Origin of the sequence: Agrobacterium sp. BT-220-3 (assembly GCF_025910175.1) — a bacterium.
Taxonomy (GTDB): Bacteria; Pseudomonadota; Alphaproteobacteria; order Rhizobiales; family Rhizobiaceae; genus Agrobacterium; species Agrobacterium oryzihabitans.
In genome coordinates this window covers 1-12,706 of the sequence record NZ_JAPAIX010000027.1, presented here as the reverse complement: position 1 = coordinate 12,706, position 12,706 = coordinate 1, and the positions used below count along the sequence as shown (strand labels likewise).

8 protein-coding genes and 4 pseudogenes are annotated in these 12,706 nt (G+C 60.0%); 6 read left to right on the top strand and 6 right to left on the bottom strand.

Going from position 1 to position 12,706, the window contains the following annotated elements; translation table 11 throughout:
• Positions 1–297 precede the first annotated feature (297 nt).
• Positions 298–561 (bottom strand): annotated as a pseudogene (locus OK142_RS24900) (transposase); the annotation flags it as partial.
• Positions 562–1,023: 462 nt separating this feature from the next.
• Between OK142_RS24900 and OK142_RS24895 the strand changes: the two are divergent.
• Positions 1,024–1,129 (top strand): annotated as a pseudogene (locus OK142_RS24895) (IS6 family transposase); the annotation flags it as partial.
• Between the two features lie 20 nt (positions 1,130–1,149).
• On the opposite strand, the gene OK142_RS24890 reads toward OK142_RS24895, so the two are convergent.
• Together OK142_RS24890 and OK142_RS24885 are read right to left on the bottom strand one after the other, a co-directional pair.
• Entirely contained in the window at positions 1,150–2,487 is a 1,338-nt protein-coding gene (locus OK142_RS24890) for an ATP-binding protein (protein WP_052114349.1), read from the bottom strand.
• A complete protein-coding gene (locus OK142_RS24885) occupies positions 2,484–3,215 on the bottom strand; it encodes a response regulator (protein ID WP_200883221.1) in 732 nt (243 codons plus the stop codon). Before OK142_RS24885 ends, OK142_RS24890 begins: the two co-directional genes overlap by 4 nt.
• 202 nt (positions 3,216–3,417) lie before the next feature.
• Between OK142_RS24885 and OK142_RS24880 the strand changes: the two genes are divergently transcribed.
• From OK142_RS24880 to OK142_RS24865, 4 genes are all read left to right on the top strand, one after another.
• A complete protein-coding gene (locus tag OK142_RS24880) occupies positions 3,418–4,056 on the top strand; it encodes a hypothetical protein (protein ID WP_037094614.1) in 639 nt (212 codons plus the stop codon).
• Positions 4,057–4,180: 124 nt separating this feature from the next.
• Positions 4,181–4,480, top strand: a complete 300-nt coding sequence (locus tag OK142_RS24875) for a hypothetical protein (RefSeq protein ID WP_498685699.1) — start codon at positions 4,181–4,183, stop codon at positions 4,478–4,480.
• Positions 4,481–4,502: 22 nt separating this feature from the next.
• Positions 4,503–5,726, top strand: a complete 1,224-nt coding sequence (locus OK142_RS24870; RefSeq protein ID WP_080843309.1) for an efflux RND transporter periplasmic adaptor subunit — start codon at positions 4,503–4,505, stop codon at positions 5,724–5,726.
• Between the two features lie 4 nt (positions 5,727–5,730).
• Complete coding sequence (locus tag OK142_RS24865; RefSeq protein WP_037094622.1) at positions 5,731–7,689, top strand: MacB family efflux pump subunit; 1,959 nt, start codon at positions 5,731–5,733, stop codon at positions 7,687–7,689.
• Between the two features lie 309 nt (positions 7,690–7,998).
• On the opposite strand, the pseudogene OK142_RS24860 reads toward OK142_RS24865, so the two are convergent.
• Positions 7,999–8,700 (bottom strand): annotated as a pseudogene (locus OK142_RS24860) (IS6 family transposase).
• A gap of 696 nt (positions 8,701–9,396) precedes the next feature.
• A complete protein-coding gene (locus OK142_RS24855) occupies positions 9,397–9,744 on the bottom strand; it encodes a Tn3 family transposase (protein WP_498685698.1) in 348 nt (115 codons plus the stop codon).
• Between the two features lie 115 nt (positions 9,745–9,859).
• Here OK142_RS24855 and OK142_RS24850 point away from each other — a divergent pair, with 115 nt between their 5' ends.
• Positions 9,860–11,416 (top strand): ISL3 family transposase, encoded by a 1,557-nt coding sequence (locus OK142_RS24850; RefSeq protein WP_125269927.1) that lies wholly within the window; start codon positions 9,860–9,862, stop codon positions 11,414–11,416.
• A 95-nt stretch (positions 11,417–11,511) separates the two neighbouring features.
• On the opposite strand, the pseudogene OK142_RS24845 reads toward OK142_RS24850, so the two are convergent.
• A pseudogene (locus OK142_RS24845) lies at positions 11,512–12,585 on the bottom strand (ISL3 family transposase); the annotation flags it as partial.
• Positions 12,586–12,706: the final 121 nt, after the last annotated feature.

Genomic DNA, 12,706 nt, shown 5'->3' with positions numbered 1-12,706 from the left:
GTCAACGACCAGAACGACCTACTTGCACGCCTCTTCGGACTTCAAAAGGTTAACAAAGCATGAAAACCAAGCCGCATCCGGGGAATTTCTGACCTCGGATAGAACTTGCGACAGGCCCGCCGTAAGTCCTGTGCAAAAAGCGGGCTTCGTGCCCGAACCATTTATTGGGAACGGCATGTGCGGATCTCATCATGGCCTGGCTGCAACCGCAGCCCACTCGCGAGAGGCCGGATACATTTATGCAACTGGAATCGTCATTTACGATGTCGCGTACCCTTGCACGGACGAGGCGGACCATACATTTTTTGAGAGAAGCTCGCGGAGTGCGGCTGTATCCAGCATCTGCTCGGCGAGCAGCTTCTTCAACTTGGCATTCTCGTCCTCAAGCGCCTTCAAACGTTTGGCCTCTGACACTTCCATGCCGCCATATTTGGCCTTCCAATTATAAAAGGTCGCCTCGGAAATCCCGTGCCTGCGGCAAAGATCAGCCGCTTTGGCTCCGGCCTCCTGCTCCTTCAAAACCGCAATGATCTGTTCTTCCGTAAATCGCTGCTTCTTCATAAGTCCGTCCTCAATAGGCCGGACTCTAATCCATTCCGGAGGAAATTCTCAGTGGCAGGTCAACGCGTGTTAACGCCGTGGGTCAATCAAAGCGGCGGCTGAATACCGGCGCTCGCGGAAGATACGGCTTCAATCGGGAAAGTTGTCGAGATTCTCCCCTACCCGCTCTCGCTTCGGCGATGAGAGCGAGACCTGAGCAAAAGCACAAGGTCCGCGTGGAGTGCCGATGTCACTTTGAGCGGATCAGACGAGTTCTAACATTGCGCTGTCATTTCCTTTGATATCTAACCTTCGAATGAAGAAGGTAACGGCAACAGAACTGGCATCAGACATTGGGAACATCGCGCGGACGATCACCTATCTCGCTCTCCCGGGAATGCGACCGACGGATCTCGTAGGCGCGGTCGGAAAGAAACATCCTTCTGTGGCATAGTAAAGTTAACGACCGAGAAGCAAAGGTGTGACGCCAACCTCTTCCACATCCCGCGCCACGACATCCCCTCCAACCATCATCGAAAACTGCGCACAGCGGCGATGAACCCTATGGGCGAAGATCGCTCGGGCATGAACGGTTTTATGCGGCTGGCGTCACACCTTTGCTTCTCGGTCGTTAACTTTACGATGCCGGTATCCACTATCTGATGAAGGTTGAGTCGACGATGCTCCCTCAAATCTGATAAGTCTTACAGTCTGGATCAAACCCGCCGGAAGGTCATTGACAAGTTCGATACTGCCGCCGAAGCGCTCGATGATTTCCCTGGCGATGGCAAGACCGAGCCCCACGCCCGGGGTTGACTTGCGCCGCGCGAGGTCGACCCGGAAGAAGGGTTCGAAAACCCGCCCGATCAGTTCCTGCGGAATGCCAGGGCCTTCATCCCTGATCGTCACGACGATTTCGCTCTCGTCTCCGGTCAGATCGATATGCGCCTTCTTGCCATGGGTGACGGCGTTCAGGATGAGGTTGCGCAGGGCTCTTTTCAGCGCCAGCGGTGCCGCCTTGATGGTCATGGCGGCTTCCGGCTCGATGAAGTCGATCGCACCAGCATGACCAAGATCGGAAACATCGCTGACGATTTCGCTGAGAAGCGTGCCGATGTCGATCGTCTTGACGCTGTCCTGGCTGACCTCTTCCCGCACCAGAAGAATGGCGCTGTCGGCGATGGCGTCCAGCTCCTCGAGGTCCGCCAGCCATTTGGCCCGTTCCTCGTCGTTCTCGATGAATTCCGCCCTCAGCCGCATGCGGGTCATCGGGGTTCTGAGATCGTGGCCGGCGGCGGCGACGAGGCGCATGCGGCTTTCCATCGCCGCCTTCAGGCGGGTGGCGAGTTCGTTCAGCGCCCGCGCCGTGGCGCGGATTTCGCCCGGTCCGGTTTCCGGCAGGTGCGGCAGCGAACCGTCAGGCCCGATGCTGGCGGCGGCATTTTCCAGCATGTCGAGCGGGCGGGTGATCTTGCTGGCGGCAAAGATCGAAACGGCGGCACTGCCGAGGATGATCAGCCCGATCCACATGCCGAAAATCTTCCAGCCGCCCGGCGGCGGACCCATATGCGGAATTTCCGCGACCAGCCAGCCACCTTTTTCCAGCGCGATAGCCGCCACGGGGGCAGGATTTCCCGGTGAGCGGATGACCACCGCGGTGCGCGGCTCTCCGACGCGGGCCAGCGCCTTTTCCAGAAATTCCGAGAGCATGCCGTCGAGATCGCCTTGCGGCGGCCTCTGTTCTATCTGGAAATAGCCGGGCTGCTGCAGGGAAGGATCACGCTCGGCCATGGTCACGGCAAAGGCGAGGCTGCGGGCCAGCGGCTCGATGGTGGCGTCGGGCGGCGGCGGCTGCAATGTCCGGTCCGCCACAAAAGTCGCAAGCGCGATGACGGCGATGATGGAGACGATCATCAGCGCCGTGATGCGGTTTTTAAGCGAGCTCATCGCTGCACCGGCAGGGTTCTGACTTGAACCGTCATCTGGTAACCGCCATTGCGCACGGTCTTGAAGATCGGCGTGTGTGTGTCGGCGTCCAGCTTCTTGCGCAAGCGGCTCATCAGCACGTCGATGGAGCGGTCGAACGGGCCGCGATCCTTGCCCTGCGTGAGATCGAGAAGCTGATCGCGGGAAAGCAGCCGGCCGGGCCTGTCGAGAAAGACTTTCAGAAGATCGAACTCAGCTCCCGTCAAATCTATCTTTTCACCGCTGGCGCGGATGACGGAGCGCTGCTCGGGATCGGCGGTGAAATCCGCAAAACCATAGGCGGCGGATGAGGGGCGGGGGGCTTCCTGCGGTGTGGTGCGGCGGAGCACGGCCTTGATGCGCGCGGTCAGTTCGCGCGGATTGAAGGGTTTGCCGAGATAGTCGTCAGCGCCGATTTCCAGCCCGACGATCCGGTCGACATCTTCCTTCAGCGCAGTCAGGAGAATGACCGGCGTGCGCGGCCGGCGACCCTGCAGATCGCGGCAGATATCGAGGCCGGAGCCATCGGGCAGCATCACGTCGAGCACGATGAGATCGGGATCGGAGCTGGCGATCTTTTCCTCGAACTCACGCCTGTCGGCGGCCATCGACACGCGAAACCCCTGCGAGCCGAGATATTTCGCGAGCAATGTGCGTATTTCCGGATCGTCATCGACGATCAATATATGTGTCACCGAAACTGTCGTCATATCGTCCAACCTTTTGATGCCACTATACATAAGCGTTGAAAAGAAACGGCGGATTTTTGCAACGAAAGCTTTCCGGCGCCGTTCTGGCAACATTCGGTTACAAATAGGCGGTTTGCGGAAGCAGCCCGGAAACATTCGGACCAAAGCCGGAAACGCGATGCTCCTATCGTCCTTTCATGTTGGAAAACGGAAGGAAGGTAAGATGAGAAACTCGCTACTGGCCGCCGCCATCGCGACAGCAACTATTGGCGTTTCCGCCGCCGCGCAGGCAGCGGAAGAGAATGCGCCCGCACCCCAGGCGACCGAACAGGCTGCGCCGCCGCACGCCAATCTCGATCTCGGCCCGGACATCGGCCCGGATCGGGGTCCGGATGAAAGGCCGCTGCCGCCGCATATGCGCAGAATGCCCGGCCCGGATGTTCTAGGGCTGGCGACGAAGCTTTCGGCGGCTGAGATCTATCTCGGCGTCACGCCGGAACAGCTCGGTCCATGGCGCGCCTATACCGCGGCGCTGATCGATCTCGTTTCCCCCGGTCCAGAGCGCAATCCGCCGCCGTCGGTGCCGGGTGAAGGCAAGGCCAGGCCCGAGCCGCGTCTTGCGGGAGAGGAGCTGGCAGGCATCATCGCGCAGAAGGCGGAAAAGGCCAAAGCCCTGCAGGACGCCATTGCGGCGCTGAAACCGAAGCTTTCGCCGCAGCAGGTGCTGAAGCTTGCCGAGCTTGAGCGTGCACTGATGCCGCCTCCGCCTCCCGGCCCGCGTCATGGCCCCGCAGACCGCGGCGGCTTTGCTCCCCCGCATGGCGATATGAGGCCGCCGGTTCCCGAGGCGGAACGGGGCTGAGGCAATTATTCGAAGTTTCCTCCTTTAATCTGCCCCCCAGTAAAGGAGGAAATCAGCCGGCGACGGCTGGAGCCGGGGGATCGCACGCCTGCGATCCCCCGCGTGATTTTCAAGCAGGAAGACGATGATGAGATACTTCTATCTGGTGCTGGCAACGGCTTTTGGTTTGAGCTTTGCCTGGTCGGTGGCCGTAGCAAAGGACAAGCCCGTGCAACAGCCGGCGGCCAAATCCCGGCAGGATGAACAGCGGCGTCAGCCCGCCTGTGCGAGGGATCAGCGCGGAAAGACGGATTCCAGACGTCTTCGCAGCACCTGCCGCAAGGCCGCGGTGCGAAAATCGGCCTCTGCCTATGAATGGATCGAAGCGGAGAGGGGTTTCATCCTCGTAAAACACGAGATGACGCCGGTTTCTTCCTTCGAGTGAACCGGCTGGATAGGACATCGATATGAAAACGGCACGCAAGGCAGGTGCATTGCTGGCGGTTGTCGCTCTCGCCGTGGGCGGCTACTGGCTGTCCTCGCAATATACGCGGGCCGCAACGCCCGGTTATATCACCTCGTCTGTGACGCGCGGCGATATCGAGCAAACGGTGCTGGCGACGGGAACGCTGAAGCCCGTTCGCCTTGTCGCCGTCGGCGCTCAGGCCTCGGGCCGCATCACCGCCGTCAAGGTGGCGCTCGGCGATACCGTCAAGGCAGGCGATCTGATCGCCGAAATCGATTCCGTTACCCAGACGAACAGTCTGCGCACGGCGCAGGCGGCCCTGGCGAATGTGAAGGCGCAGCGGGTTGAGAAGCAGGCGACGCTTATTCTCAACCGCCAGAGCCTTGCCCGTCAGCAGGAGATGGTGTCAAAAAACGCCGCCTCCCGCGCCGATTTCGAAAGCGCCACCGCAGCCCTTGCCGTCACCGAGGCGCAGATCGAAGCCATCGACGCCCAGATCGAGGAAGCGCAGGTGGCGGTGGAAACGGCCGAGGCCAATCTTGGCTATACCAAGATCACAGCCCCCATCGAAGGCACGGTTCTGTCGATCGTCAGCCAGGAAGGGCAGACCGTCAACGCCACGCAATCCGCGCCAACCATCGTCATCCTCGGCCAGCTCGACCGGATGACGGTGCGCACGGAAATTTCCGAGGCGGATGTAACGCGGGTCAAGCCGGACCTGCCGGTCTATTTCACGGTGCTCGGCGAGCCGCAGCAGCGGTATGACGCGACGCTCGCCTCGATAGAGCCGGCGCCGGAATCGGTGCGCAGCGATTCCAGCTTCAGTTCCTCGACCTCTTCATCCTCCAGCTCATCCTCTTCCACCACGTCGTCCTCCGAGGCGATCTATTACAATGGCGTGTTCGAAGTGCCGAACCCGGAAGGCAAGCTGCGTACCTATATGACGGCGGAGGTCCATATCGTTCTCGGGGAAGCGAAGGATGTGCTGACCGTCTCTTCGGCAGCCCTTGGCAGCATGGACAGCGACGGAAGCTATGCCGTGCGCGTGGCCGGTGCCGATGGCAGGGTTTCCGAGCGCAAGGTCGAAATCGGGTTGAACAACAAGGTCACGGCGGAAGTGCGTTCGGGCCTTGTCGAAAACGAGCGGGTGGTGACCGGCGAACGTTCCACCGACACCACCGCAAACGCCATGCCGGGGCCGGGCGGCCCGCCAATGGGGCTTTGAAACCATGGCTGAACCTCTGATTTCGCTTAAATCCGTGCGGCGGGATTATCCCTCCGGCGAAGGCACGATCAGCGTGCTGAAGCACATCGACCTCACCATCGAGGCCGGTGAGATGGTGGCGATCGTCGGCGCGTCCGGGTCGGGCAAGTCGACGCTGATGAATATTCTCGGCTGTCTCGACCGCCCGACATCGGGTAGCTACAGCATCAGGGGCCGGGAAACGGGCAATCTCGATGCCGACGCGCTTTCGGCGCTGCGGCGTGAAAATCTCGGCTTCATCTTCCAGCGCTACCATCTGCTGGCCGAGTTGACGGCGCTCGGCAATGTCGAAATTCCGGCGATCTATGCCGGTAAGACACAGGGCGACCGCAGGCACAATGCCGCAAGGCTGCTTGGCCGCCTCGGCATGGCGGAACGCCTCGATCACCGTCCCGGCCAGCTTTCCGGCGGCCAGCAGCAGCGCGTTTCCATCGCCCGCGCCCTGATGAACGACGCCGAGATCATTCTTGCCGACGAGCCGACCGGCGCGCTCGACAGCACCAGCGGTGACGAGGTGCTGCGCATCCTCGGCGAGCTGCATGCCGAAGGCCGCACCGTCATCATCGTTACCCATGATATGTCGATTGCCAGACGCGCCGGGCGGATCATCGAAATCAGCGACGGCACGATCATTTCCGACCGCAGGACGGATGCAACGCCCGTACCGCAGGACGATGCCAAACCCGTTGCCGTTTCCGGCGGGTCTTCCGGTCTCGCGGGTCTCGTTTCGTCCCTGCGCGAAGCCTTGCGCATGGCGATTCTGTCGATGCGGGCGCACAAGCTGCGCACCTTTCTCACCATGCTCGGCATCATCATCGGCATCGCCTCGGTCATCAGCGTCGTGGCGCTGGGGCAGGGGTCGCAGCAGCGGGTGCTGCAGAACATATCGAGCCTCGGCACCAACACGCTGGAAATCTTCGCCGGCAAGGATTTCGGCGACATAAGGTCGGGCAAGATCACCACGCTCGTCGTTTCCGATGCCGAAGCGCTTGCCAGGCAATCCTATGTTGCGGCGGTGACGCCGACGGTCTCGACCTCCAGCACGGTGCGTTTCGGCGCGAAGGAGGCGAATGCGCTGGTGAACGGCGTCAGCGAGCGCTATTTCGTCGCCAAGGGCACCAAGCTGTCGCAAGGCCGCTTTTTCGATGGCGGAAGCGTGGCGCAGAAGGCGCAGGAAGTGGTGATCGACGAAAATACCCGCAAATCGCTGTTTGCGGATTTCGACGGCAGCCCTGTCGGCCAGGTCATTCTCATCGGCAAGGTGCCGGCCCGCATCGTCGGCGTCACGCAGGCGCAGCAGGGCGGTTTCGGCTCAAGCCAGAACCTGTCGCTTTACCTGCCCTATACCGCCGTCCAGTCGCGCTTTCTCGGCAGCCTGTCGCTGCGCAGCATCACGGTGCAGGTGGCCGACGATGTCGATGCCTCAATCGCCGAACAGGCGGTGACGACGCTTCTGACCCAGCGGCACGGCACACGGGATTTCTACATTCTCAATACCGACGATATCCGCCAGACCATCACCAGCACCACGCAGACGCTGACCCTTCTGATTGCGGCCATTGCGGTGATTTCGCTGCTGGTCGGCGGCATCGGGGTGATGAACATCATGCTCGTTTCTGTGTCTGAACGCGTATCGGAAATCGGCGTGCGCATGGCGGTCGGCGCACGGCGCACCGATATTCTGCGGCAGTTCCTTATCGAGGCGGTGCTTGTCTGCATCATCGGCGGTACGCTGGGCGTGCTGGGCAGCCTCGGCTTCGGCGCGCTTTTCTCCGCCTTCAGCAGCAATTTCGCCATGGTCTATTCCACGACGTCGATCGTCGCCGCCTTCGTCTGCTCGACGCTGATCGGCGTTGTCTTCGGTTATCTGCCGGCGCGCAATGCGTCGAAACTCGATCCCGTCGCGGCGCTCTCGAGTGTATGAAGAATAAAATCATTGGGATCACGTTCAAAGCACTGAAAGGAGTGTAAAAGCCTTGTTCGAGGCACGCCGCAAGTTCGAACATCCAATCCCCGCTCTCGACATGGTCGCGCCACAACCGAACAACTGGCCGCTCTCAAAAGCTCACCGACGAGGGGAACACACCCCCACGGCGAAAAAATAGAAGACCGCCCTCTCTAGAAAGTCTCACATCGTGCTGGCCAGATCGGTGGCAATGCTACGGTGATGGAAATGGGCATCGTAAAGTTAACTTCAGCGAAGCAAACGCGTGACGCCCGCCACGTGCACTGCTCATGCGCGAGCGATCTTCGCCCATAGTTTCATTGCCGCTGTGCGCAGTTTTCGATGATGGTTGGAGGGGGTGTCGTAGCGCGGGATGTGGAAGAGGTTGGCAATCGGATCATGGATCGAGACGAAGCGTTGCAATGCCGCTTTGACTTGAAGCGCTTCATGATCCGCTCTCGCCGTCGGACTGGTTGGTGGGAGTTCTCCGCCCGATTGTTCAGCCCTTTATGGGTGCAGTGCTCGACGCCGGGCGTGATTTCCTGTTTTGCTGCGCTGTAGGAGCGAAGCTTGTCGGTGATCACTACGCATGGCGATCGTCCCAGACCTTTCAAAAGCATGCGCATCAGGCGGTTGGCCGATTTGGCGTTGGCGCGGCTTTGCACCAGAACCTCCAGGACAAAACCGTCCTGATCCACGGCGCGCCATAGCCAATGCTTCTTGCCCCCGATCGAGATAACGACCACATCGAGGTGCCACTTGTCACCGAGCCGGCCGGATGACCGAGGACGGATCTCGTTGGCAAAGGTCCTGCCAAATTTCTCCGCCCATACCCGCACGGTCTGATGCGAGACAATGATGCCACGGGGCCGGCAGCATGTCTTCAACCATCCGCAGGCTGAGAGGGAAGCGGAACTAGAGCCACACCGCGAGGGCAATGATTTCAGCGGGAAAGCGGTGGCGACGGTAGAGCGGATCACGGGTGGTCATGCCCCTTCATCGCCTATCAAACTCCAAGTTCAGTTAACCTTACGATGCCAGTTCTGTCTCATGGGCGCAGATGTCAAACATACTATGAACGTTTGGCTGGTGTGCACCGTCATACGGCTCTCCACATATCCCTGTTTATTTATTTTGATTCAAGTAAGCACTGAGCGTGGCATTGGTCAGTCAACCTTTTGTTACGTTCGTCGTTGTAAGGGCGCGAACGTGAGCGAAGCTGGATTGTTCCGGTAGCTCACTGGTTCTTCACCAAGGCCTAGTTGTAAGTGTATGTCTGCACGAGCCCCAGTGTGTTTTTTGAGAGTAGCCTGAGCCAGATAGCCAGCAGCGGCGGGACATTTGCTTTACCTCGGCTCATTGCCTCCACGACTGACAGATCGCATTGGAGGACTTCTGCCAAGTCTGGAAGTGACCACTGGAGATTGCACAGGCAACGGCGAAACTCTTCGGGGGCCATGGTCTTGCCACTTTACTTCGCTTCAAGCAAAGGAACCCACCATTCTCGGCGGGTTCCCTCACGATGCACTACCATACGTTGGAGCGCGGTCTTCTGGTCCCGCGCACGCTCATAGTGTGGCACTGCGGTTAATGATGGGTTAACGGCCAAAAAGAAATCCGCCGGAGCAGGTCTCATGCAAAGACACCATCAGACAAGGCCGCTTGAACCACCAGGCCAAAGCGGCGTCACGACACGAAAGTGTTGAATCTGTCCGACTTTTGAGAACGTATGGTGATCACGCTGCGAGGATGGATGTTTCGCGCCGTAGCGGCCTGAGATCGAGGCTTTCCGTCGAGGTCCAAATGTAATCGCCACTGAGCCTGATGTGTCGCCACCCGAGCGGGGTGATCTGTTTGACTAGGTCGGGCGATACCCTCCCGGTTGAGTTGGGCGAAGGCCGGTTGGAGATAGAGAGTGTTCCAGTAGACGATGGCATTGAACAGCAGGTTCAGCCCGGACGCCCGGTAGAACTGACTCTCGAAGGTCCTGTCTCGCAGTTCTCCGAGCCGGTTGAAGAACAGCGCACGGGCCAAGGTGTTCTGGGATTCGCTCTTGTTGACTGTGATTAGGCATGGAATAAGGGCTCTAACTCACTTTTGATGAAATCAAGTGCTGGCTGATGTTGGTTTCATGCAAGGAATCAATACCATGGGCCATTCGCTCAGATCGTCGACGCTCGTCCCTCGCGGCTTTATAGTCGACAATACAGCCATTGATGACGACGTCATGTTGATCGCAGTCCGGCCGACGAGCAAAGCAAGCTTTTGCCCAATCTGTGGAACAAGGTCGGAACGAATCCACAGTCGATATCAACGACGCCTGGCTGACCTGCCCTTGGTGGGAAAGCCCGTTCGGCTTGTCATTGAAGCGCGCCGGTTCCACTGCGATGCACTGCTATGCGGTCGGCGAATCTTCGCCGAGCGCTTCGACGGAGACATTCTCGCGCCTTCGGCGCGGCGAACCGCCAGGCTTGACCACATCGTCCATCATCTCGGACTTGCACTGGGTGGCAGGCCAGCGGCCACCTTTGCCAAAAGGCTGATGTTGCCGGTCAGCAACGATACGCTGCTGCGCGTCGTGCGGCGACGCGGCAGTCCGCGCTTTGTCCCACCCACCGTGATCGGTATCGACGACAGGGCGTGGCGACGAAATCAACGCTATGGGACCATCATCTGCGATCTGGAACGGCGCAAAACCATTGCTCTCCTGCCGGATCGGGAGCCGTCGACGGCCCAGGCCTGGCTCTCGGACCAACCTCAGATCAGCATCGTCGCTCGCGACCGCGGCGGTGGTTACGCGACGGCTGCAGCCAAGGCGTTGCCACACGCCACCCAGGTCGCTGACCGCTGGCACTTAATGGAGAACGCCAGCCGGGCATTCCTCGATGCGGTGCGCAAATCGATGCGCCAGATCCGAACTGCGATCGGACCGGCCACGATCAACCCCGAACTGCTGACGGCCGCCGAGAGGATCCAGTACGAGGGATATCTTCGCCGGGAAGACACCAACGCCGCAATTCTCGACATGGCCAAGTCCGGAGCAACAATCAAGGAGATCGTGCGCCGGACCGGATACAGTCGCGGCCTTGTCCGACGCGTACTGCGTGGTCAACGTTCGGATGTCTTCCGCGTCCGTGAGAACTCGCTTGAACTCTACCTGCCCTGGCTTGACGCTCAATGGACGGCCGGAAACCGGAATGGAACGGAGCTATGGCGGCAACTCAAGAGCCAAGGGTTCCGCGGCTGTCTTCGAGTTGTCACCGAGTGGGCCACACGCCGTCGAAAAGCAGAGAAGGTCGATGCGGGCGCGTTGAGCCGAGCGCCTTCGGCCAGGACCATTGCGCGTCTCATGACCATCGGCCGCGACGACCTTTCCAAATCTGAGACCGTGACGGTTGCGGCGATTGAGGGTGGCGTGCCGCTGCTGGTTGAGGCCCGGGAAGTCATCGCCGCCTTCCAGGCCATGATCCGCAAGAAATCTCTCGCTGATCTCGATACATGGTTGGAACGCGCTCGATCGGGCTTGGTCGCCTCCTTCGCCAACGGTGTCGTTAGAGACCGAGCAGCCGTCAGCGCAGCGATCTCTTCACCATGGTCCAACGGCCAGACGGAGGGGCAGATCACCACGCTCAAACTTGTGAAACGCCAGATGTACGGCCGCGGAAAAATTGATCTCCTCCAAGCCCGCGTCATCGGCGCGGGATAAAATCCATCACCACCAAAACTGCGTCAGAGCCGAATAAGGACCCTGCACATGGGGTGATCGGCGTCCAAACGGGGTCTGACGCGATTTCGATGACATCAGGGGGCTCCGACGATACGCGCCTCGAGCAGATCGAGCTTTCCGCGTCCATACATTTGCCGCTTGATGAGTTTGAGCTTGGTGATCTGGCCTTCTGTCTGGCCGTTCGACCACTGCGAGGTTATCGCATTTTGGATTGCCGCCCTGTCGCGCACGACGCCGTTGGCGAATGATGCGACCAAGCTTCTTGCCGCGCGGTCGATCCAAGCTTCCAGATCATCTTTAGACTTCCGGCGCAGCATATTGTGAAAGCTCTCGACGACATCCCTGGCCTCGACAAGGTCCGGTAGCCGCTCTTCGATTGCGGCAACCGTCATCGTTTGAGCCTTGGTCAAATTGTTGCGTTCAAGGGTCATCAGGCGGACGATAGTGCGTGCGGCCGGTGCGTGACCGAGTCCGTTTTCGGCCTTCTCGGCACGCCTTCGTCGCGTTGCCCATTCGGTGACCACCCGCAGACCGCCGCCAAAGCCAGCCAGTCGAAGCTGCCGCCACAGTTCAGCGCCGTTTCGCAATCCGGCGTCCCATTGCGCCTCAAGCCAAGGCAGATGTGATTCGAGGGAGGTTTGTCGGACGCGGAAGATGTCGGTCCACTGACCACGAACGACGCTGCGAACCAGCTTACGGCTGTGCCCAGTTCTGCGCACGATTTCCTTGATGGGGACGCCTTCGCTGACGAGACCACGGATAACGGCGTTTGCCTCTTCACGCCGCAGATATCCCTCGTATTGCAGTCGCTCGGCGGCTGTCAGAAGCTTCGGATTTACGGTTGCAGTGCCGATTGCCACGCGGACCTGCCGCATCGACTTGCGCACGGCATCAAGAAAGGCGTGGCTGGCGTTCTCCATCAGATGCCAACGGTCGGCAACCTGACCCGCGTGCGGCAGGGCTTGTGCCGCTGCCTGCGCATACCCGCCGCCGCGGTCTCGTGCGATGATCTCGATCTGGGGCTGTTGGATCAGCCAGGCTCTGGCGGTCGCGGGCTCTCGGTCGGGGAGCAAAGCAATCGTCTTTCGACGCTCAAGATCGCAAATGATCGTCCCATATCGATGATTTCGACGCCACGCCCAGTCATCAAAGAGGTGGCTCGGTTTGTCTGAACAGTTTCGGGCTTTTTGTTAAGTGGATTTCCGCCTCGATTATGCTGCCACCATCATTGGTGCCAGCGCGTTGAAGTAAGCCTGATCCGGCGTCTGC

Excerpts from the sequence above, each read along its gene's own strand:
- OK142_RS24870 (WP_080843309.1), top strand. The coding sequence starts at position 4,503 with ATGAAAACGGCACGCAAGGCAGGTGCATTGCTGGCGGTTGTCGCTCTC.
- OK142_RS24880 (WP_037094614.1), top strand. The coding sequence starts at position 3,418 with ATGAGAAACTCGCTACTGGCCGCCGCCATCGCGACAGCAACTATTGGC.
- OK142_RS24875 (WP_498685699.1), top strand. The coding sequence starts at position 4,181 with ATGATGAGATACTTCTATCTGGTGCTGGCAACGGCTTTTGGTTTGAGC.
- OK142_RS24865 (WP_037094622.1), top strand. The coding sequence starts at position 5,731 with ATGGCTGAACCTCTGATTTCGCTTAAATCCGTGCGGCGGGATTATCCC.
- OK142_RS24890 (WP_052114349.1), bottom strand. The coding sequence starts at position 2,487 with ATGAGCTCGCTTAAAAACCGCATCACGGCGCTGATGATCGTCTCCATC.
- OK142_RS24850 (WP_125269927.1), top strand. The coding sequence starts at position 9,860 with ATGGGCCATTCGCTCAGATCGTCGACGCTCGTCCCTCGCGGCTTTATA.
- OK142_RS24885 (WP_200883221.1), bottom strand. The coding sequence starts at position 3,215 with ATGACGACAGTTTCGGTGACACATATATTGATCGTCGATGACGATCCG.